The 19,878-nt window shown below is 63.2% G+C and carries 21 protein-coding genes; 7 read left to right on the top strand and 14 right to left on the bottom strand.

Features of this window, described 5'->3' with window-relative positions; genetic code table 11:
• Positions 1-4: 4 nt before the first annotated feature.
• The 5 genes from PBN85_RS11325 to PBN85_RS11305 all read right to left on the bottom strand — a co-directional run bounded on the left by PBN85_RS11325 (position 5) and on the right by PBN85_RS11305 (position 5,885).
• Entirely contained in the window at positions 5-2,053 is a 2,049-nt protein-coding gene (locus tag PBN85_RS11325; protein ID WP_271299045.1) for an L-dopachrome tautomerase-related protein, read from the bottom strand.
• Positions 2,050-2,601: a carboxymuconolactone decarboxylase family protein gene (locus tag PBN85_RS11320; protein WP_271299044.1), complete on the bottom strand. Its 552-nt coding sequence runs from the start codon at positions 2,599-2,601 to the stop codon at positions 2,050-2,052. Before PBN85_RS11320 ends, PBN85_RS11325 begins: the two co-directional genes overlap by 4 nt.
• Positions 2,602-2,663: 62 nt before the next feature.
• Complete coding sequence (locus tag PBN85_RS11315; protein WP_271299043.1) at positions 2,664-3,770, bottom strand: NAD(P)-dependent alcohol dehydrogenase; 1,107 nt, start codon at positions 3,768-3,770, stop codon at positions 2,664-2,666.
• 25 nt (positions 3,771-3,795) lie between these two features.
• Entirely contained in the window at positions 3,796-4,878 is a 1,083-nt protein-coding gene (locus tag PBN85_RS11310) for a catalase family protein (protein WP_271299042.1), read from the bottom strand.
• A gap of 59 nt (positions 4,879-4,937) precedes the next feature.
• Entirely contained in the window at positions 4,938-5,885 is a 948-nt protein-coding gene (locus PBN85_RS11305; RefSeq protein ID WP_271299041.1) for an alpha/beta hydrolase, read from the bottom strand.
• A gap of 61 nt (positions 5,886-5,946) precedes the next feature.
• On the opposite strand from PBN85_RS11305, the gene PBN85_RS11300 reads away from it, so the two are divergent.
• The 3 genes from PBN85_RS11300 to PBN85_RS11290 all read left to right on the top strand — a co-directional run bounded on the left by PBN85_RS11300 (position 5,947) and on the right by PBN85_RS11290 (position 7,727).
• Positions 5,947-6,099 carry a hypothetical protein gene (locus PBN85_RS11300; protein WP_163956801.1) on the top strand — a complete coding sequence of 51 codons (153 nt, stop codon included), beginning with the start codon at positions 5,947-5,949 and terminating at the stop codon, positions 6,097-6,099.
• Between the two features lie 32 nt (positions 6,100-6,131).
• Positions 6,132-6,890 (top strand): Crp/Fnr family transcriptional regulator, encoded by a 759-nt coding sequence (locus PBN85_RS11295; RefSeq protein WP_271299040.1) that lies wholly within the window; start codon positions 6,132-6,134, stop codon positions 6,888-6,890.
• 384 nt (positions 6,891-7,274) lie between these two features.
• On the top strand, positions 7,275-7,727 hold the full coding sequence (locus PBN85_RS11290) for a hypothetical protein (protein ID WP_271299039.1): 453 nt from the start codon (positions 7,275-7,277) through the stop codon (positions 7,725-7,727).
• 740 nt (positions 7,728-8,467) lie between these two features.
• On the opposite strand, the gene PBN85_RS11285 is transcribed toward PBN85_RS11290, so the two are convergent.
• The 5 genes from PBN85_RS11285 to PBN85_RS11265 form a co-directional block, all read right to left on the bottom strand.
• On the bottom strand, positions 8,468-8,647 hold the full coding sequence (locus tag PBN85_RS11285) for a hypothetical protein (RefSeq protein WP_271299038.1): 180 nt from the start codon (positions 8,645-8,647) through the stop codon (positions 8,468-8,470).
• Positions 8,648-9,278: 631 nt separating this feature from the next.
• A protein-coding gene (locus PBN85_RS11280) for an IS3 family transposase (protein ID WP_271299037.1) occupies positions 9,279-10,444 on the bottom strand; the annotation gives its coding sequence in 2 pieces (ribosomal slippage) (positions 9,279-10,183 and positions 10,183-10,444; 1,167 coding nt in all).
• Between the two features lie 27 nt (positions 10,445-10,471).
• A complete protein-coding gene (locus tag PBN85_RS11275; protein ID WP_271299036.1) occupies positions 10,472-11,077 on the bottom strand; it encodes a class I SAM-dependent methyltransferase in 606 nt (201 codons plus the stop codon).
• Positions 11,078-11,377: 300 nt separating this feature from the next.
• Positions 11,378-12,529 carry an alginate export family protein gene (locus tag PBN85_RS11270; protein WP_271300885.1) on the bottom strand — a complete coding sequence of 384 codons (1,152 nt, stop codon included), beginning with the start codon at positions 12,527-12,529 and terminating at the stop codon, positions 11,378-11,380.
• A 368-nt stretch (positions 12,530-12,897) separates the two neighbouring features.
• Positions 12,898-13,467 carry a TetR/AcrR family transcriptional regulator gene (locus tag PBN85_RS11265; RefSeq protein WP_271299035.1) on the bottom strand — a complete coding sequence of 190 codons (570 nt, stop codon included), beginning with the start codon at positions 13,465-13,467 and terminating at the stop codon, positions 12,898-12,900.
• A 100-nt stretch (positions 13,468-13,567) separates the two neighbouring features.
• Between PBN85_RS11265 and PBN85_RS11260 the strand changes: the two genes are divergently transcribed.
• Genes PBN85_RS11260 through PBN85_RS11250 form a run of 3 tightly spaced genes read left to right on the top strand, consistent with a single transcriptional unit; the run spans position 13,568 to position 15,929 of the window.
• Positions 13,568-14,251, top strand: coding sequence for a DUF1349 domain-containing protein (locus PBN85_RS11260; protein WP_271299034.1), 684 nt, complete (start codon positions 13,568-13,570; stop codon positions 14,249-14,251).
• A 5-nt stretch (positions 14,252-14,256) separates the two neighbouring features.
• The gene (locus tag PBN85_RS11255) at positions 14,257-14,805 is read left to right on the top strand and encodes a sugar O-acetyltransferase (protein ID WP_271299033.1); all 549 of its coding nucleotides are present in this window, start codon (positions 14,257-14,259) and stop codon (positions 14,803-14,805) included.
• The gene (locus PBN85_RS11250) at positions 14,802-15,929 is read left to right on the top strand and encodes an acyltransferase family protein (protein ID WP_271299032.1); all 1,128 of its coding nucleotides are present in this window, start codon (positions 14,802-14,804) and stop codon (positions 15,927-15,929) included. Before PBN85_RS11255 ends, PBN85_RS11250 begins: the two co-directional genes overlap by 4 nt.
• A 116-nt stretch (positions 15,930-16,045) precedes the next feature.
• Here PBN85_RS11250 and PBN85_RS11245 read toward each other — a convergent pair whose 3' ends face one another.
• From PBN85_RS11245 to PBN85_RS11230, 4 genes are read right to left on the bottom strand one after another with little or no spacing between them, the layout of a single operon-like run.
• Positions 16,046-16,732 (bottom strand): SDR family NAD(P)-dependent oxidoreductase, encoded by a 687-nt coding sequence (locus PBN85_RS11245; RefSeq protein ID WP_271299031.1) that lies wholly within the window; start codon positions 16,730-16,732, stop codon positions 16,046-16,048.
• A 25-nt stretch (positions 16,733-16,757) separates the two neighbouring features.
• Positions 16,758-17,474, bottom strand: a complete 717-nt coding sequence (locus PBN85_RS11240; RefSeq protein WP_271299030.1) for an SDR family oxidoreductase — start codon at positions 17,472-17,474, stop codon at positions 16,758-16,760.
• A 50-nt stretch (positions 17,475-17,524) separates the two neighbouring features.
• A complete protein-coding gene (locus PBN85_RS11235; protein WP_037534801.1) occupies positions 17,525-18,199 on the bottom strand; it encodes a peroxiredoxin-like family protein in 675 nt (224 codons plus the stop codon).
• Positions 18,200-18,223: 24 nt separating this feature from the next.
• The gene (locus tag PBN85_RS11230) at positions 18,224-18,859 is read right to left on the bottom strand and encodes a glutathione S-transferase family protein (RefSeq protein WP_271299029.1); all 636 of its coding nucleotides are present in this window, start codon (positions 18,857-18,859) and stop codon (positions 18,224-18,226) included.
• Between the two features lie 114 nt (positions 18,860-18,973).
• On the opposite strand from PBN85_RS11230, the gene PBN85_RS11225 reads away from it, so the two are divergent.
• Complete coding sequence (locus tag PBN85_RS11225) at positions 18,974-19,852, top strand: LysR family transcriptional regulator (protein WP_271299028.1); 879 nt, start codon at positions 18,974-18,976, stop codon at positions 19,850-19,852.
• Positions 19,853-19,878: the final 26 nt, after the last annotated feature.

Here is a 19,878-nt window from a genome sequence, read left to right as displayed (position 1 = left end):
CCGATCACTTGGCGGGTGTGAAGGAGAACAGCTGCGTCTTGATCGACGGCGGTGCGCCGGGCGTGAACCAGTTGGTGTCCTGGATATGGCTGGCGGTGACGTACATCGTCCCGTCACGCCCTTCGGAGAAGGTGTCGGGCCAGCGCAGCCGGCGGTCGGTCAGAACCGTCTCGACGGACGCACCGTTCAGCCGCTTGATCGCATAGTCGGTCGGTGAGGTCAGGTAGAGCACGCCTGCCTTGCTCATCCACAGGCCGTCAGCGACGTGGGTCTGCGCGACCGTCTTCACAGCAGCTGACCTGTCGGTCTCGCTGACGTCCGACCGCAGCTTGGCGGTGTCGATCGAATAGAGCGTCTTGCCGGTCAGCGCCTGATAGTAGAGCGTCTTGCCGTCCTTGGAGATCGCGATGCCATCGGCGGCGAAGGCGGGCTGGCGGCCATCGGGACGGACGAGCGGCTTGCCGTCCAGCGTGACCTTCACCGTCTTGTCGATCTGCGTCGAGGCGTGCCCGTCGAGCGCACGGTGGCTTTTGCCGCTTTCCAGATCGACGACGATGATCGCGCCGCGCGTGCCGCTGTCGGTGATGTAGCCGGTCTTGCCATCGGGCGAGAAGCGGATGTCGTTGAGATAGGTACCCTGCAGCGCGACGTCGCCGGGAACCAGAATCGTCTTCGTCACGGTGTTCGATGACAGATCGATGCGGACGAGCTTGGGCGCGCCTTCGAGGATCTTCTCGTTTCCGGGCGCGCCAGGATCCAGCACCCAGAGGTTGCCATGGCCATCGGGTACGATCGACTGCACGCAGACGAAATAATCACCGACCGGCAGTTCGTTGGCGCGGGCGTTGCGCCAGCTGTTCCACTTGGCGTCGGGATAGGGACGCAAGGATCCGTCCTTCATCACCTCGGCAACCGAGATGGGCGCGTCGTCGGTCCAGCGGGGAAAGTTGACGAAGCGACGGCCATCCTCGGTCACGGCGACGCCCGTCGCCTGATGATCGAACTGGGCCACCTGCGTCAGCTGCGCGCTGCGTCCCTGGGCATGGGCGACGCCGGCTGCGGCAGCGGCGATCAGGCCGATGGCGGCGATCCCGGCGGCATAGGGGGCGGCTTTCTTCATGGTCAGGCTCCTGTCGGTCGTATCGGTGAGCGCGGCGGGGTCGCCGGTAAAGAGGGTGAGAAGGTGGCGGACGACCGCCTCTGGGTTCTCGCGCTGCGGGAAGTGACCCACGCTTGCCAGCGTGACGGCCGCGAACGGGCCGGCGAACTTCGAGGGGACGTCCTCAGTTGTAGAGGGCGGGTTTACACCATCCGCATCTCCATGGAGGTAAAGCGTTGGCAGCGACAGCGTCTGAGCCGCTTTCACCTTCTCCTCCAGCCATGCACTGCCCGGGTCGGGCGCCGCTTCATCCCACCGGGAACGATAGCTATGGAGCGTCACGTCGACCCAGTCGGGATTGTCGAACGACCGCGCGACACGAGCGAACGTTGCTTCGTCAAACCAGCCAGGCGGCGACCAATTGACCCAGTGGAGATGGGCGAAGCCGCGGCGGTCTGCACGGACCGCCTCCGCCCCGCGCGCGGTCGCCATAAACCAGTGATACCATTGCAGCTGGGTCTGCTCGAAGGGCGGATTCGCCATGCCGCCGAGCCGGGGCGGGGTCGACAGCATCGCCAGCCGTTCCACCCGCTCTGGCCAGCCTACCGCAAGCGCTTCAGCGATGTTCGATCCCCAATCGTGACCGGCCACCATGAACCGGTCGATCTCCAGGCCGTCGAGCAGCGCGACCACGTCCATGGCATGGATCGCGCTATTACCCGTCCGGGGCGATGCATCGTTCCGGAACCGCGTCGCCCCAAAACCACGAAGCGTCGGTACGATTGTACGCAGGCCAGCCTCGTTCAGGCGTCCTTTGACATGCTCCCATGTCGAGGCATCGTCCGGCCAGCCATGGAGCAACACGACTACCGTACCGTCCCGCGGGCCCTGGTCGCGATAAACGATGTCGAGCGTGTCGGTCGCAAAGTATGCCAAACCTTGGTCACCGCTCACGATCGGTCCCCGGCCGCTTCCTCTCGGGCGTCGTCGGGCAAGCCCTCCTCGCGGCCGGGCACGGACATGTCGTATGCGTTGAGCAGTAGCGACACGAGGCAATAGCCACCGACCAGGTAGATCAGCTCTGCCGTCTGATCTTCGCCGAACGCGCGAACGGCGCGACCATAAGTAGAGGCGGGTAACTGGCGTCCGCCGGCCAAGGTCGCCGCCACGTCATAGGCGGCCTGTTCTTTCTCGGTGAGATCGGCGGGCCGCTGCCCTGCGGCGATCGCGGCAATCTTCTCGTTAGACAGCCCGGCGGCCTCGCCGACCCGTTCGTGCGCGTAAAGTTCATAACGGGAATTCATCGCCGCGCCGGTGGCGAGGATTGCGACCTCGTGCGCTGCCTTGGGGAGGCTCGCATTGTCGATCAGCGCCTTTGTGTAGATCCAGGCGGCGCGACCGAATGCCGGGAATCGGAGCATCGGTGCGAATGGTCCGATGAGCGCGCCATCGGTCCGACGAGATACGAACCCCTTGAGGTGCTCGGCGATGTATCCGCTCATCTCATCGTGCAGTGAGCGGAGATCCTCCGGCATGTCTGCCGGAGGAAATGGAGGCGCGCGCATCAGGCGGCCTCGTCCATCTCACGCTTCAAACTGGCCATGTCGATGACATAGCGGAACCGCACGTCCTCGTTTTTGACCTTCTTGTAGGCCGCATTGACGTCCTGGATGTCGATCAACTGGACGTCGGGCGCGACGCCCTTCTCGGCGCAGAAGTCGAGCACCTCCTGCGTCTCGGCGATCGACCCGATCAGCGAGCCCGCCAGCGTCCGGCGGTGCATGATCAGCTCCTGATTGTTGTAGCCGGGAATCTGGTCGAGCGCGCCGACCGCGCAATAGGTCGCGTTGCGCTTCAAGAGCGTGATGAACGGGTCGACCTTATGCTTTTCCGGGATGGTCGAGAGGATGAAGTCGAAGCTCAGCTCGAGTTCCTTGTAGGCATCCTTGTCACCTTCGATCACGACCTGGCTGGCGCCCAGCGCCTTGCCTGGTTCGACCTTGTCCTTGTCGGTCGTAAATATGGTGACGTCCGCGCCCATCGCGACCGCGAGCTTCACCGCCATATGGCCCAGCCCACCCAGGCCGACGATGCCGACCTTGTCGCCCGCCTTCACGCCCCAGTGCTTCAGCGGCGAATAGGTGGTGACACCTGCGCAAAGGATCGGTGCCGCCGCTTCGATCGGCAGGCTTTCGGGCACCTTCAGGACGAAATCCTCAGGCACTACCATGACGTTCGAATAACCGCCGTAGGTGTTATCCTCGGCGTAGGTGTTGACCCCATCCTCGGTCTGCGCGGCGGGCTTCATCGGGCCGTTGTAGGTCGCCAGCCAGCTGTTATGCCCCTCGCAATAATGCTCGTCGCCCTCGCGGCAGGGCTCGCACTGCCGGCAGCTGTCAATCATGCAGCCGACCCCGACGAGGTCGCCGACCTTGTGCCGCGAAACGCCCGCCCCGGCAGCCGAGACGCGGCCGACGATCTCATGCCCCGGCATGCAGGGATAAACGGTATTGCCCCAGTCGTTCTCGACCTGGTGAATGTCGGAATGGCAGACGCCGCAATAGAGGACGTCTATCTGCACCTCGTTGGCCTTCGGCTCGGGGCGATCGAACTCGAGGGGCTTCAGGCGGCTGAACGAATGCTTGGCGGCGTAGCCGAGGGCTTTGGTCATGGTGCGTCTTCCTCGTTCCGGGTGATCAAGCGCGAGCGCTGGTAGGTTCGCGGTAGGGGCAGCCGTTCACGCGCGCCCGGAAGTCCGCGGAATGGCGGTAGGTTTCGTTGCGTGCGCGATTGACGTTGCCGAGCGGCTGGTGTGCCGCGAGCCCGGTCCAGATGCTGAAGCGTGTTTCCTCATCGATCTGGCGCACCTGGGCCGGATCCCAGCTATCTTGCGCCGGCACGCGCAGGACGGCGACGCGCTGGAACGGCGAGACCTCCTCGTCCCATTCGACCGTGGGGTCTTCGATCGGCTGCTTCTTGAGGTCGCGGCAAAGCTGGACCTGAAATTCCCATTCCGCATCGAGCCGGGCCATCTCGACACGCACATCCTCACGGATCGCATCCGGGCGATCTGCCGCTTCGACGGTGCGCCCGGTGAGCGCGACCTGATCGGACGCGATCGGTACGAGGCGATACTTGGCGATGTAATCGCCCCAGCGATATGGCGTGACCGAATTGTAGGTTTCGCCCAGTGGATCGGCGTTGGGCGTACCCCCCAGCGTGTCGACAGTTGGACTGGAAAGCCCGACCGCTTCCAGCGCGTTGTGTACGCCCCGCAATGTGGTCGAGAGTACCTCCTTCACGCCCTCCATGCGGTCGGTTGTCTTGGCCAGCATCTTGACGTTGCCGAGGAAGGTTTTGGCGTCCTTCGCCACGAACACCTTGCCGTTATTGGTGACGAAATCCTGTGCCGTTCCATCGGCACCCGGAAGACGCTCGCCCTGGACATTGAGAACCTTGATCGCGAGACCCCGTGGCAGGCTGATGCCGTCGCGCAAGATGTCGCCGGCATTGGTCGAGATGCGGATGAGCGCCTCATGGGTGCCGGGAGAGGCGAACGCTCCCTGCGCCAACTCATGCGGCAGGGCATCGTCGATGACGAGTTCGCCCTTCAAGACGCCATGCGCCTTGGCATGGACGGAGCGGACCGCATGGCCGTAATCCTCCGCCGTCCGTTTTAGGATGACGTCGAACGCCTCGTTGAGCTGCTGGATGGTATCAGCTTCATCGGGCTGCTTCTGCTCGACGTCGGGTGCATAGCGGACAGGGGAACCGGTCATGGCACGGCCTCGTGATTAGAAAGGGGAGAAGGGCGGCAGTCGCCGCCCTTCCATATCGATCAACGCGCCAGCGCTGCTCTGAGCCGCGCGACAGCGAGGTCGTTCGCCTGCTTGGCGCCGTTCACGACCTTGGCCATGCCGAAAAACTCATGGGTGACGCCCGGGAAGGTCTTCTGCTCGACCTTGTCGCCGGCCGCCCGCATCGCGGCCGCCAGCGTTTCGCCATCCGAGCGGAGCGGATCGATCTGCGCGTTGATGATCGTCGTCGGCGGCAGACCACGCAGGTTCGAGGCGACCAGGTTGAGACGCGGATCCTGCGCATCGGCCTTGCTCATCTGATAGTAATAGCCGAACCACGGCAGCATCGCAGTGTTGAGCGGCTTGGCGTTCGCCGAGTCCCGCCGCGAGGGAAGCGTCATACTGCTGTTTGCGATCGGATAGACCGACACGACGTGTCGCGGCACCGTCAGGCCGTTGTCCCGCGCGTAGATCGCGGTCGCGACCGCAAGATTGCCGCCGGCACTCTCGCCGACCGTCGCGATCCGTGCAGGGTCGCCACCCCAGCTTGCCGCATTCTGGAGCGTCCAGCGATAGGCAGCGGCCGCATCGTCATGCTGCGCCGGGAACTTGAACTCGGGCGCATGGCGGTATTCGACCGAGACGACGATGGCGCTCAGCGCCTTCGCCATGGCCCGCGGCGCAGCATCGTAGGTGTCGACGTCGGCGATGACCCAGCCGCCGCCATGGTAGTAAACGATGACCGGCATGGCCTTGCCACCGGCGGGTGCACCGGCCGGCTTGTAGATGCGCGCGAATTGCTTGGGGTCGCTGCCGTACGGCAGGTCCTTCGTCGTTACCGACGGATCAGGCGCCGTCGACATACCCTTCTTCTGCATCGCCGCTTTGGCTCCGTCCGCAGCCGAGGGCTGCATCCGGGCTTCGGCCGGCGTGAGCGTCTCGATCGGCTTGCCGCCGAGCGACGCAAGCGCGTCCAGGACCGACTGCATGTCGGGTGCGGCTTTCGGGGGCTGCACGGATGTCGGGGGCGGAGGTGGCGGAGGAGGGGCCGTGACCGAGCGGGCTGACTGGGCGAGAGCCGGAACGCCTGCGATCGCCGTCGACGCGGCGATCAGCATGGAAATGGTTTTGCGCAAAAATCCCTCCTGTAACTATCCGTTTCTCAACCATCGAGCGCGCTTCGGCGTTTCGGTACGAAAGTAGACGCAAGCGTTTGGGCTGCGAAATTCGGGAGTATGGGCGGCGGCATGGATGATCAGGCTTCGATCGTGGATGGGACGCGCAGGTCTAACGCGTTGCCCTGTGAGGCGAATGGGCTGCTGCGTCTCTTGAATGACGCTGACCGCGCCGCCCTTGCGCCGAATCTGGAACCGGTACCGTTTCGCAATGGCGACATGATCGCACGCGCTGGCGATGCGGCCGACAGCATCTGCTTTCCGTTGACCGGTATCGCTGCAATACTTGACTCGGTCGAGGGTGACCGCCGCTACGCAGTCGCGCTGGTCGGCAGCGAAGGGTTCATCGGTTGGCAGTTGCTGCTTGGCAACGAGCGTTGGTCGCATGACGTGGTGATGAGGGCCGAACACGGCACGGCGATGCGGCTGTCGGCTGCGGCGTTGAACGAGATACTGGCCGACCGTCCGGCGATCCGAACCGTTCTGCTCCGTTTCGTCGACGTGGTCATGATTCAAATGTCTAGGACGATCGTCTCGTCGCTCGCGCATTCGATCGAGCGGCGGATGGCGCGATGGATCCTGCTCTACCACGATCGTGTGCAGGAGGACGACATCTGCATGACGCACGAGGAGTTCAGGCTCATGCTCGGCGTCCGCCGTAGCAGCGTGACCGACGCACTGCACAAGCTCGAAGAGGATGAGGCTGTCCGGTCCGTGCGCGGGCGCGTGATCGTGCGTGATCGCGAGCGGCTGCTGAGGCTCGCCGGCGACACCTACGGGTTCGCCGAGGCGGAACATCGGCGCCTACTCGGCCTCTGATCAAATTGAATCTGCCGACTGCCGCCCCCGGATGACCCCATGAGTGGCTTGAAATACCCATATCTCGCCGACTTGCCCTCACCGGTGAGATTGGACGCTTACTCGAGATGAACAAATGGCCGAAGTTGGGGCGGGGCAAATACTTCGCCAACGACCGAATATGGGTCATCGCCGCGAAGGGGAGGGCGGCAGCTTTCGCTCAATAGCGCTCGCGCTCGGGGAGACATCTTCGTCGAATGGACCCATCGCGTCATTCGTTGAGCAAGCCTGAACCAGCCCCAAACGGCGGGCATGCCCATTTCCAGCTCGGCCCACCTTGCCTGCGACGGCGACGACGCTACTACAAAGGTCATTCAGACGTGACCGACGCCTTGGAGGTCGCATATGGTCCATGGAATCGACGAAGTTGCTCAGCTGATTGAGCGGGCGTTGATGCTTGCGGATGAGCTCGGTCTTAGCCTCACCAGCATCCAGCTCGAAGAAGCCCGTGTCGCGCTTGGAAAAGACGGCAATGCTTGGGCGGACGCGTTGGAATCCAAATCAACCTTGCCACCCGTCCTCAGCGAAATGGGCGGCCGTCATGGTGAAGGCGAATTTGTACAACTTCGCAACAGCGACTCTTTACAGCAACTTTTACTCGAACATGAGAACCTCGACCGCAGGCGTAAGTCGCTGCTGCAACTCGTCAGAGAGGAGCCTGATCCAGGTGAGGCATGGCGGCAACTGACGGAATTTAAGGCCCTTATCGAGGCTCATCGCGCGTCGGAACGGCGTTGTTTTTATGGGCCCCTCGAACGAGGCAAGGTGCAACTCTTTAGTCGCTTGAACGAAAATTGACGAGTCTCACCGGCGAAATCGAACGAGACTGGAAGCAGTACCTTTTCTACTGGGATGAGGGGCGTATAGCCAGCCGCTGGTCAAGCTTTGCTTTGGCAACCAATATAATCTTGGTAAGAGCCGGCGACCGTATGCGGCTTGAAGAACGCGTTATCTATCCTCTTGCGTTCTTGGGAGGTAACATCGAGCTGAGGCAGCCCGCATCTTGAGAACATGCCTCGGCGCTCATCACGGATCGTTCGAACGGTGCCGCGTCCGCTTCGCCTAATGGCAGCCGTTCACCCACACAACGTGGCCTAAGGTGGTGCGTCATTCTGAAGCTGAACGAATGGCAGGAGCTGGGAAGACAGCAGAGCACTTCGAATGACCATAACTGGGTCTCCTCGGCGGCAGAGCAGGGCGGCTGCTTCCGCCCAAACATTGCCATTCCGACAGCGAACCGCGCCACCTGAAACCGGATATTGCGTAACGACGGGCTTCACACAAACCTTGTACGTAACCGCGTGACGCATCTGGTAGGCGTATCGCTACGGCGGCCTACCGAAGGGTGCCGGCTGGTTCCCCGGCCGTTTGCAACTTTGCCATTTGGCGGCTGAAAGCTAGCAGCCTTTCTCTAATAGAATACGGCGTTCCCCCCGCGCTGAGCGCTCCCTGGTCGGAACGCTGACAACCCACCATGGCCTCAGCATACTTCATCTGAATCAGCCATCATCGCATGCGCAGGCTGTTATCTCGCAGGCTTATTGAATAACGATTTGACTAGCGTCGCGCACAAAAACGGTGTGCTGATATCGATTGAGGCTACGCGGTTGCCCCGCCAGCATGTTGGCTACCGGAAGAAGCTTCAGCTCGCCTTTGACTGTGATGTTCTTTCCAATCAGCGCAATTTCCGGTTTTGAACCCAAACGCTTTTCCAGCATATTCGCTACTATTGGTGTGATGTTGAACGTGATGTTATTTGATGACCAATAATCGGCGTCGGATTTTAATTACAGAGCGTTTGGCCGTCTTTCAGCAGCAGCTACCTTCATCGTAAAAACGCCCGTAATTGCCCAATTAGGGTGGGCTTCGGCCAACGCTATTGCTTGTGGTGGGGGCACTGGGATGGTTGCGATTTCCGCTGTTGCGGTAGCTACACTGAAGCTGAGAAGTGCGATCACTGTCGTCACCTTTTTCTTACAAGACTTTCCCTAGAGGTAAACATCGGCACTGATACTGGCTCATGACAATTCATTCATAAGATCAATCTGCGCCGGCATCGGCGCGATGCCAGCTATCGCCCCCACATCCCCAAAAGCAGACGGGCCGATTTCCTCCCAGAAGCAGACATTAACCGCCAGACGCTAGACGAGCGGCATGAAATCATGTGTTCGGCGGCGATGGCCGTTTCAAAGGCGGTGCGCGGTTGGCGGTTTCAGTCTCACGATCGCGGCACTGGCTTTGAGCGGTTGCGACTTCTCGGAGTTCTCGCGCCGCGTGGCGGAGTGAGAACGAGAGCGATCTCGCCTTGCGGCCGATGAGCAGAATGCGTCGTGACGTGACCCCTGTCTTTCATCCAGCTGCGACCAGAGACCGACGGGTGTTGTCGCGCATGAGCGCAGGTGAAGCAATGGGCGGGGTTAACCCCGCCCGTTGCTGTTCGAGCCCGGCAGCGAATGCGGCCGGGGTCGCGTAGCCGAGCGATGAGTGCGGCCGCTCGGTGTTGTAGTCGTCGACCCAGCGCGCCAGGATCGAGCGGGCCTGACCGATGGTGAAGAACAGCGTCTCGTTGAGCAGCTCGTCGCGCATGCGACCATTGAAGCTCTCGACGAACCCGTTCTGCGTCGGCTTGCCAGGCGTGATGTAATGCCACTCAATGCCGACATCTCCCGACCAGGCGAGCACCGCGTTCGACGTCAGTTCAGTCCCGTTGTCGCTGACGATCATCTTCGGCTTGCCGCGCTCGACGATCAGATCGGCCAGCTCGCGCACGACCCGCCGGCCCGAGATCGAGGTGTCCACCACCGCCCGGAGGCATTCGCGCGTCACGTCGTCGACGATGTTGAGCACGCGGAACCGTCGGCCGGCGACGAGCTGGTCGTGGACGAAGTCCAGGCTCCACCGCTGGTTGGGGAGTGCCAGCACCGGTGCAGGCACCCGCGCGCCCACGGCGCGCCTTCGCCCCTTCCGGCGCCTGACCGTCAGACCCTCCTCGCGATAGAGCCGCTGGGTCTTCTTGCGGTTGATCGTGATGCCGTCCCGGCGAAGCAGGATGTGTAGACGTCGATAGCCGAACCGCCGGCGCTGCTGCGCCAGCTCACATAACCTCGACCGAAGGTCACCATCATCTGCTCGACACGAGCGATATCGCATACTCGTGCGATCCGCTCCGACGACAGCACACGCCCGCCGCTCGCTCATCCCCAGCGTCGTCTGGAGATGCGCGACTGCTTGCCGCTTCGCGGCGGGCGTCACCATTTTTTTGACAGCAGGTCCTTCAGACCGGCGTTGTCGAGCATCGTGTCGGCGAGCAGGCGCTTGAGCCGTGCGTTCTCTTCCTCGAGCGACCGCAGACGCTTTGCGTCGGATACCTCCAGGCCGCCGAACTTCGCCTTCCAGGCATAGTAGGTCGCGCTCGACATCCCGTGCTTGCGGCACAGCTCCGTCACCACCGCACCCGCCTCGGCCTCCTTCAGGATGCCGATGATCTGCTCTTCCGAAAACTGCTTCCGTTTCATTCCGTCCGTCCCTCCAAGGGCCGGTCTCTAGTTCCAGGTGGATGAAGAAACGGGGGGCACGTCACCGCGCGCCTCCTCGACCGAAAGCTCCAGTTGCTGCATCAGTTCGACGAGCCGGAGCGCCAACCCAACATCCCCTCCTTCTGCTGCAACCGTGCTCCAGTTCCAGTCATAAAGCTGGCGGTGCAACGCGAGGTCCCCAAGTCCTGCGGGAAGGGCGGTGCGTGCATGTTCCTGAAATGCCAAGACGGCATTGGGATTGGCTATCATCGGTAGCCGCTCCAGTGCCTTGGCGGCATCGGGTAGGTACATCAGCACGCGCCGGCCGACGATCGCGTCAAAACGGCCAAGATCGGGCAAGTCACCCGAAAGATCGACCGCGCGATACTGGATGCGCGCGACACCCAGGTCTGCGTCGGTCTCTTGCGCTACCGCCAGCGCCTGTTCACTCCGGTCGATCGCCACGACTTCGCCGTCTGGCCCGGCAAGCCCAGCCACAAATCGACTGAGGTCACCATTGCCGCAACCGACATCGAGCACCCGCGCACCGGGAGTTATGCCGATGTCGCCGAAGAAGCGTGCACTGGGAGCATTGGCCGGATTGGGCGGGGAGCGTAGGAGTGGGTGAGACATTGTCTCATAATACAGAAGGTTGCGCTCGTGCCAAGTGCGGCTGTCCAGGGGGTTCGGACAATCACGGACACGGGGCGGGACGAGAGGCCTATTTCTTGATGCGATGAACGAGTGTCCGAAGTTGGCGTACAGGAAAGGGAGCTTGAACGTCTGGTAGTGGGTCATCGTGACAAAGGGGGGCAGTCTCTTTTGCCCCACCGCAGACATTCTGCCTCTTCGTCTTTTGCGTTATCGAGACAAAGTGGCAATTTCCGGCGATAGCCATAGCATATAGACCAGCGCAGCCGCCTAGACGAAACATCAGAAAGCAGCGCCCATCGGGCCAAAGAGAGCCACACGACCTGGATCGCGGGTATCATAGAAGACTCGCATGGTGGGCATCACCGTCTTTCCGCGCCCGAGTTCGAGGCGCAACGCCTTCAACAGGTGATGCCGTACCCGCCCGTCAAACTGCGTGCCAGCGAACGAACCCGATCGGCCGCTCGCGTCGCGCACGCCCGTAAACGAGAACATATCGTGGCGAGCCGCCAGCCAGAACGGACGGAGCGAGGCCATCAAATTGGTCCGCTTGTCAGGCGTAGCCTCGATCCCCGCGCCCGGACTGACGAAATTGCTGCGGATGATGGCGTTGTAGAGCCCGGCATGTGCGAGGTCGGCGCGGCGCATGCCGAACAGCGTGTCGAACCGTTCGTAGTCGCCGCCCGGCCGATCTCCGCTCCCATGGTCGTATTCGACCGCGACGCGCGGCTTCCAGCCGCCCTGGAACGTGTAGCCGATGTCGCCATGCAAGAACCATGGAGCGACGTCCTGGCGCGGCGCATTGGCGGCGAGGCTTGTGGAGATGCGTCCGCGCGGAATGATCCCCTCCACTTCATAGTCGACGCCGCCTGCAATGGGTTCGGCAATGACGCGCAGGGCGCCCGTGTTGAGCGACCGGTCGCGGGTCGGTCTGCCTGGCCGGTCGCGTTCGCCACGATGGAAGAGCGAAGTTTCGACGGTCGCACGCCCGATTGTCTTCGAGCGGCTCAGCAATCCGCCCCACAGGACGAGATCGAAACCCTCGCGATCCGGTGCGACGCTGTTCCGTCGCAGCGAGGGCACGTCTTTGGGGCGGCGCTGTTGCGGCAGCACGTAGATGGCGGTCGACCTCCACCCACCGCGCCAGGCGAGATCGGCGCGGACGCCGGTGTAGCCGTTGGTGGTATTTCGATAGTCGTCGGCCGCGACCAGCCGGCGTGAGCCGAGATTGAGTAGGAACCGCCCAGCCTGGATCGTCGCGTTCGTGTCGCGCCCGAATGGGGCGGTCGGCTTCCATTCGACATAGTAGGCTTGGATGAGCTCGAACCTATTCACCTCGCCGGTCAAAAGCGGCGTCCCTGCATTGTCGCCGGAGACGCGGCTGTCCCACAGCTCGCCCACCACCTTGACGGGGCCGTCCTCGTACCGACCGATGCGACGAGGCGGGCGAGCTTATCGGGTGTTATTGCGTTTGGAGCAGGCATGATGCGTCCCTTGCGTGATCGTGCTGGACGCGATGCTCTGGCTGACGCCTCGTGGGGAGGTCGCAATCCCCATGCGCCTCATCAGCCATGCTTATCGTGCGATGTCAATCATCAGTCCCGCGTCCCGATGCTCGTTAGGGCCGAGTTTTGAGAAGCCTTTTATTCCCATCGTTCGATCCTTTTTGAAAAAGCTGGCGGGGCAGCCGGCAGGGCTGAGGCTCAGTACCTCCTTCGCTGCCAACGTGAATGAATGGCAGAAGGTGAGGAGCCGAATAAGAGGCCGCGAATGTCCGTTTTCGGGTCACTTTGTCCAAACCGTCAGTTTTGTCTCATGCTGTTATCCATGCCGGTTATGCGATCCACAATCATCCGAATGGCATCTTCATCAAGCGGCTCGGTGTCGATTGAATTGTGGATGCCGATGCCCTCGACCAGCGCGTCCAGCGCCCTTGCCGTCAACGGATCAAAGAAGCGCTCGAGCGCCGCGCGACTGTTGCTCATCCACCGCCGCATCACCGCGGCGACGGGCGGATGGCGTGCGGCAAAGGCATAGAGTTCATAACTGAGCAGCAAGGTGCGCGGTGTGGCCCATATCGATCCCGCGATGATGGCGACGATCGCCGCCTTGGCGCTGTTCCGATCGCCTGCCATTGCCATCCGCTTCGCAAATTCCTCCGACGATTGCTCGGCCAATTGCAGAAATGCCGCTGCGATAAGGTCGTCAAGTGTCGCGAAATAATAGGTGACGGACCCTAGCGGCACGGCTGCAGCCGCCGCGATGCGACGATGCGTGGTGCCCGTCACGCCGTATTCGGCGACGACATCCAGCGTCGCTTCGATGATCCGCTGTCGACGTTCAGGATCGTTCCGCTTCGTCCCGCCGCTCACGGCACCCCCTTTGCAAAGCATATGCACATATGTACATTTGTACATATCTTCAGTCAGCGGGCGTCGCTCGCTGCCGTAGCCTATAGGGAGGACGGGGGGCATGCAGGAAGCAATAGTATCGCGGCGCACGGTCATGGGTGGTGCGACGGCGCTGGCGGTCCCGTCGATCGCACGCGGCAGCGGTAGCTTGGTACATACCGTACTGGGGCGAGGCGACGGCGTCTGGCTGAACGCGCCCCGTCGCTGGAACGTCGATGCGAGCGGAGAAGTGACACTGATCACCGATCGGGCCACCGATTTCTGGCGCGAAACCCATTATGGCTTCGCGCGGGATTCCGGTCATTTCCTCGGTTTCGCCACTCCAGCCGCGTTCACGGCGCAGCTGCGCATTCGCGGGGAGTATCGACAGCTTTATGATCAGGCAGGCATCATGATCCGGATCGACGAGCGTCGCTGGATCAAGGCCGGAATCGAACTGTCCGATGGCCGCGCGATGTTGAGCAGCGTCCTGACCGATGGTCGCTCGGACTGGGCGACCAGCCCTTACGCACACGATCCACGCGATTTTTGGATGCGGGCCACGGTCGCCAACGGTGTGCTGCGCTTGCAGGTCTCGGCGGATGGCATGACGTGGCCTCTTGTTCGATTGGCACCGTTTCCCGTGGTGTCTTCCTATCGCGTCGGCCCCATGGCCTGCACGCCCGAGCGCGAGGGGCTGGGTGTACGGTTTTCCGATCTGCGGATTACCCCGCCGCTCGGCAAAGACCTGCATGATCTGAGCTGAGTGTGATGAGCGAGAAGACCAAGATGCTGGCGGGCGAGCTTTACACCGCCGACGATCCCGAACTGACCGCCGACGCGGCGCGCACGGCGGCGTGGATAGCTCGGTACAACGGCATGGCTGACGCCTCAGCGGCCGATCGCGATCAATTGCTACGCGAGGCAATCGGGGACGTCGGAGAACAGGTTACCGTCCGAGCGCCATTCTACTGCGACTATGGTTATAACATCTATCTCGGCACGGGAGCGTTCCTAAACTTCGGCTGCGTCGTGCTCGACGTCGTGCGCGTCGATATCGGTGCCGGTACGCAGATCGGGCCGGGCGTGCAGATCCTGACCGCCGACCATCCCCGCGACCCCGCTCTGCGGGCGCGGCGGCTGGAATTCGGACGGCCAGTCCGGATCGGCGCGAACGTTTGGATCGGCGGTGGCGCATTGATCTTGCCCGGCGTGACGATCGGTGACGATGCGATTGTCGGCGCCGGCAGCGTGGTCACCCGTGATGTCGCAGTTGGAGAGACAGTCGTGGGTAACCCCGCACGAGCAGCACGACGATGATCCCGCAGTGTCCACCGGATGCCGTGGTTATCCGCGACGGCAAGGCTCATTTCGAGGTTCTCGATGGGCTGCGCGGCACCGCAGCGCTGCTGGTGGTAGCGTTCCATATCCAGGGCATCACGGTGCTGTTCGACGCGCCGCGACTGCTGCTGCCGCATGCGTATCTGGCAGTCGATTTCTTCTTCGCGCTGTCGGGCTTCGTCGTCGGCTATGCCTATGACGATCGATGGGGAACGATGTCGACACGCCAGTTCCTGGTCCGCCGGTTGATCCGGCTGCATCCCCTCGTCGTGCTGGGCGCGGTGCTCGGGCTGCTCAGCTATGTGGCGGACCCGTTCGCGGGCAATCGGCAAAATGCGCCGGGAATACGCATCGCATTTGCGTTCGTCATGGCGTTGTTCGCTTTGCCATCCGCGCCGCTGGCCAACCGCTTGGGGGACAGCCATCCGCTGAATGCCCCCGCCTGGACGCTGTTGCAGGAATATATCGGCAACCTGGCCTATGCGCTGGTGCTCCGGCGGCTCGAAACGCGTGCGCTGGCGATAACGGCGCTTATCGCCGGACTGATGTCCGCGGCGATGGCGCTGTCGCTGGGGTCTTACGATACCGGTTGGGGGCTCGCCAATTTTTGGGGCGCGCCCGTGCGGCTTGCTTATCCGTTCATCACCGGTCTGCTGATCTTCCGCCTACATGACCGGCTGCCGCGATGGCGTATCGGCTTCGTGCCGCTCAGTCTGAGCCTCGGCGTCATCTTCGCCGCCCCCGTGTTGCCCAGCTACGGTGGCCTCAAGTTGAACGGCCTGTATCAGACAGTGTGCGTGCTGCTGTTGTTTCCAGCAATCATCGTGTTGGGGCGGCATTCGGGCGGCGGTCGGGTGGTGAGCCGCCTGTGTCGTGCGGCAGGACAGCTATCCTACCCACTGTACATCACGCATTACCCCTTCGTGTACCTATACATGAATTGGATCGCTGCCGGTGGCACGACGACATGGGTGACGGTGTCGGTTGCGGCGGCCCTCTATGCTTTCACGATAGCCTTCGCCTTTGCCGCTTACCGCTGGTGGGACCTGCCGCTTCGTCTGGCCTTGCAGCGGCGACGGGTCGCGCAAAGGGGCCGCTACTGACATGTCACCGTTGGCCAGAGCGGTTCCGGCGAATGCCCCGATGCTGATGTCCATGGCATCCCACCCGAATGAATGGCCGGAGTTGAGGACGAATCGGGAGGTGACCGCGGGCTTCGTCACCAAGGCAAGGTCGTGTCGAAGCGATCGACATAGCGAAGCCCGGGTTTGCCCCGATTGGCGTCGATCATATCGACGACCAATGGAATACTCTCCTCGATCGAAAGGGAGGCGTCGCTGCCGCCCATGTCCGTCCGCACCCACCCCGGTGCGACGAGGAGGAGCGTGTGGCCGTCGCGCGCCTGCTTGGCGGCATACCCCTTCATCAGCATGTTGAGCGCGGCCTTGCTGGATGCGTAAAGCTGCCAGCCGCCGTTCGCATTGGCGATGCTGCCGAGTTCGGACGTCATGACTGCAATGGTCCCGCCCTCCGGAACCAGGTCACGCAGCACCTCAGCCGCGCGGATCGGCGAGAAGGCATTGGTCAGCATCATGTCGAGGAAGTCGCCCTCGCTGGCGGTGGCGGGGCTCGCTTCGATCGCACGGGCGATGCCAGCGTTGATGAAAAGCACGTCGAGGCGGCGATCGCGCAGCCGGTCATGCAGGGCGCGCACGCCGTTCCCATCGTTGATGTCGACCGTCTCGACGTCGATCTTTCCGGGATGTCGCTCGCTCAGGCGGTCGAGCGCGTCCGACTTTCCGCGTGCGGTGGCGATGACGTGCCACCCCCGCCCAAGCCATTCTTCGGTAAGCGCAAAGCCCAGGCCTCGCGAGGCGCCGAGGACGAGAACGGTCTGTAGGGTCATGATCTTCTCCAATATTGTTTTGCGGTCAGAACGCGGCCTTGCCGATCGAGGCTCCGCCATCGACGTGTAGCGTCTGGCCGGTGATGAACCCGGCATCGTCCGACAGCAGGAAGGCGATCGCTGCGGCGATCTCGTTCGGCTGGCCGAAACGGAGCATGGGCACGTTCGCCAGATACCGGCGTTCGCCTTCGCTGCCCGGCGGATTGTTGGCACGGAAGAGGTCGGTTTCGGTCGGGCCCGGCGACACGGCGTTAACGGTGATGCCTGTTGTCGCCAGCTCCAGCGCCCAGCTGCGGGTGAAGCTCGCGAGCGCGGCCTTGGCGGCGGCATAGGCGGTCCGATCGACCGCACCGAGGACGGTGAGGCTGGTGATGTTGACGATGCGGCCCCAGCCACGGGTGCTCATGCCGGGCAGCAGCGCCTGCACCGCCTGAACCGCCGGATGGAGGTTGACGCGAAGCACCTCATCGAGCGCTGGCAGCGCGATCTCACCCAATCGCTGGGGCGCGACCAGCCCGACATTGTTGACGATCCCGTCGAACGCGAAGCGCGTCGTCAGGTCGGTAAGGGCCGCCTCGGTCGCCTCGGCATCCGCAAGATCGACCTGGCGGAATGTGCCGGGGAAGTCCGGCGCGACGCCACGCGCAAGACCGACGACATGATCGCCGGCGCGCACCAGGCGGTGGGCGAGCGCCAGGCCGATGCCCTTGCTGGCGCCGGTGACGAGGAAGGTGCGGGACATGGAATGCTCCGTCGGGAAGGCCCGGTCGCGATCGCGACCGGGCCGATCGGTCAGGCGGCGACACTGGCGGCGCGGCGAAGTGCCGGCAGCATGTCTTCGGGCTCTGGGCGGCGCGTATAGTCGGGGTTCACCTCGGCATAGAGGATGATGCCATCCTGCCCGATCACGAAGCGGCCCGGCATCGGCAGCGTCCAGCTCGGATCGCCGTTGAACGAGGGCAGATCGTTCTTCAGCGCCTTGTAAAGCTCGACCAGATAGTCCGGCAGTTCGAAGCGCAGCCCGAAGCTGGCCGCGACATCGTTGTGCGTGTCCGAGAGGATCGGAAAGCCGAGCGCGTTCTGACGTACCGACTTGCGGCTGTTGACGGCGGTCTGGGGCGAGATGGCCACGAGCTTTGCGCCCAATGCTTCGAAGTCCGGCAATGCGGCCTGCAAGGCCTGCAGCTCCATATTGCAATAGGGGCACCACACGCCGCGATAGAAGCTGACGACGAGCGGCCCCTGGGCGAGCAGCTTCGCCGAGGAGACGGGCTTGCCATCGGGATCATCGAGCGTGAAGGCCGGTGCCCGGTCGCCCGCCTTCAACGCGCGCCCCGCTGCGCCACTTGCGATCAGTTCGGCCGTGGCGCGGTGCATCGTCTCGATGACCGATGGCGGGACGTTATAAGGCGGTTTGCCGGCTTCGAAGTCGGTCTTGAAGGCGTCGAGCTGGGCTTGCAGGGTCATGGGTCTTCTCCTCGGATTTGAAGTTCAGGCAGAGGGGGCGAGAGCGTTGACGCGGGCGACCGCGCGCTGGACGGCGGGGCGGGCGTCGATCGCGGCGAACCAGCGGGCGACATGCGGCGCATCGTCGAAGTCGATCCCGGCGAACTCACGCCGCCACAGCCAGCCGTAGTGGGCGATGTCGGCGATGCTGAATTCGCTACCGGCGACGAAGCGGCGCGCGGACAGTACACCGTTCAGGACCGTCACGACCCGACGAGCTTCCGTGGTGAAGCGGTCGATCGCGATCGGCTGCGGCTTTGCGGCAAAGCGCTGGAAGAAGCCGGACTGGCCGAAGGCGGGGCTGAGCGCGGAGGCATGGAAGAAGAGCTGCTCGAAGACACGCGCCCGGTCCTCGCCGCTTTCGGGCAGCAGGTGGCCCGTCTTCTCGGCGAGATAGACGAGGATCGCCGCGGACTCGGTCAGCACGAAGCGTTCGCCATCGGCCGCCGTGTCGACCAGCACCGGCACCTTGGCATTGGGATTGAGCGCGACGAACGCAGCATCCTTCTGCTCGCCCTTACGAACGTTGACGCCGTGCAGTGTGTAGTCGAGCCGCAGTTCCTCCAAACCGATCAGTACCTTGATGCTGTTAGGGGTGGCGAAGGCGTAGACGTCGATCATGGCGGGCTCCTCGGCGGTGTGAGGAACAGATGCCGCGCTCCCGCTCGACACGGCAGCAGGCCATGAGCGATAACGCTCATTCCGAGGAGGAATGACGTGGATCGATATCAAGCGATGGCGACGCTCGTGCGGGTCGTGGAAACCGGCTCCTTTTCCGCGGCGGCACGCCAGCTCAATGTCGGCCAGCCCGCCGTATCCAAGACGATCGCGCAGCTGGAGGGGCGTCTGCAAGTCAGCCTTCTGATCCGCTCCACCCACGGGTTGACGCCGACGGAGGCGGGGCTGCGATTCTATGAACGGGCCAAGGCGGCCTTGCGAGAGGCGGACGAGGCGGAGCTCGCTGCCCGCGGCGCTGGGGCAGGGCTATCCGGTTGCCTGCGGGTGTCGGCCGCGACGACTTTCGCCCGGCTCTACATCTTGCCGCTGCTGCCGCGATTTCTCGACGATCATCCCGATCTCGAGATCGACGTCATCCTAGACGATCGGGTGATCGACCTGATCGCAGAAGGTATCGATGTCTCGTTGCGGATGGGCAATTTACCGGATTCTGCGGCCGTCGCACGCAAGCTGGCGACCGGCGGGCGGTCGGTGTTCGCAACGCCCAACTATCTGGCGCGAGCTGGCGAGCCGGAGAGCCCAGCCGATCTCGCCGTCCACGAGACCATCATCTACAGCCAGCTGACCGACGTCTGGTCCTTCACGCGGGAGGGTACCGAGGCGTCGGTGACCGTTCATGGCCGGATGCGCGTCAATGCGGCGGAGGGCCTTCGCGCGGCGGTGCTCGCCGACATGGGGCTGACGATCGGGTCAGACTGGATGTTCGGTCCCGAACTGGCCGATGGCCGGATCAGGCGTCTGCTGACCGACTGGTCGCTGCCGCCGATCGATCTCTGGGCCGTATTCCCGGCTGGGCGCATGGCGAGCGCGAAGGCCCGCGCGTTCGCAAGCTTCGTCGCAGCCGCACTCGACGAGGTCTATTCCCAACCGGCATAAGCCTTATCGCCACACGCCGTCGTCCG

Source organism: Sphingomonas sp. CV7422 (assembly GCF_027945725.1).
Classification (GTDB): Bacteria; Pseudomonadota; Alphaproteobacteria; order Sphingomonadales; family Sphingomonadaceae; genus Sphingomonas; species Sphingomonas kyungheensis.
This window is presented reverse-complemented; position numbering and strand designations above follow the sequence as displayed.

Excerpts from the sequence above, each read along its gene's own strand:
- PBN85_RS11315 (WP_271299043.1), bottom strand. The coding sequence starts at position 3,770 with ATGACCAAAGCCCTCGGCTACGCCGCCAAGCATTCGTTCAGCCGCCTG.
- PBN85_RS11310 (WP_271299042.1), bottom strand. The coding sequence starts at position 4,878 with ATGACCGGTTCCCCTGTCCGCTATGCACCCGACGTCGAGCAGAAGCAG.
- PBN85_RS11225 (WP_271299028.1), top strand. The coding sequence starts at position 18,974 with ATGGCGACGCTCGTGCGGGTCGTGGAAACCGGCTCCTTTTCCGCGGCG.
- PBN85_RS11305 (WP_271299041.1), bottom strand. The coding sequence starts at position 5,885 with ATGCAGTCGGTCCTGGACGCGCTTGCGTCGCTCGGCGGCAAGCCGATC.
- PBN85_RS11255 (WP_271299033.1), top strand. The coding sequence starts at position 14,257 with ATGAGCGAGAAGACCAAGATGCTGGCGGGCGAGCTTTACACCGCCGAC.
- PBN85_RS11235 (WP_037534801.1), bottom strand. The coding sequence starts at position 18,199 with ATGACCCTGCAAGCCCAGCTCGACGCCTTCAAGACCGACTTCGAAGCC.
- PBN85_RS11245 (WP_271299031.1), bottom strand. The coding sequence starts at position 16,732 with ATGACCCTACAGACCGTTCTCGTCCTCGGCGCCTCGCGAGGCCTGGGC.
- PBN85_RS11320 (WP_271299044.1), bottom strand. The coding sequence starts at position 2,601 with ATGAGCGGATACATCGCCGAGCACCTCAAGGGGTTCGTATCTCGTCGG.
- PBN85_RS11260 (WP_271299034.1), top strand. The coding sequence starts at position 13,568 with ATGCAGGAAGCAATAGTATCGCGGCGCACGGTCATGGGTGGTGCGACG.
- PBN85_RS11230 (WP_271299029.1), bottom strand. The coding sequence starts at position 18,859 with ATGATCGACGTCTACGCCTTCGCCACCCCTAACAGCATCAAGGTACTG.
- PBN85_RS11250 (WP_271299032.1), top strand. The coding sequence starts at position 14,802 with ATGATCCCGCAGTGTCCACCGGATGCCGTGGTTATCCGCGACGGCAAG.
- PBN85_RS11295 (WP_271299040.1), top strand. The coding sequence starts at position 6,132 with ATGGGCGGCGGCATGGATGATCAGGCTTCGATCGTGGATGGGACGCGC.
- PBN85_RS11275 (WP_271299036.1), bottom strand. The coding sequence starts at position 11,077 with ATGTCTCACCCACTCCTACGCTCCCCGCCCAATCCGGCCAATGCTCCC.
- PBN85_RS11240 (WP_271299030.1), bottom strand. The coding sequence starts at position 17,474 with ATGTCCCGCACCTTCCTCGTCACCGGCGCCAGCAAGGGCATCGGCCTG.
- PBN85_RS11285 (WP_271299038.1), bottom strand. The coding sequence starts at position 8,647 with ATGCTGGAAAAGCGTTTGGGTTCAAAACCGGAAATTGCGCTGATTGGA.
- PBN85_RS11290 (WP_271299039.1), top strand. The coding sequence starts at position 7,275 with ATGGTCCATGGAATCGACGAAGTTGCTCAGCTGATTGAGCGGGCGTTG.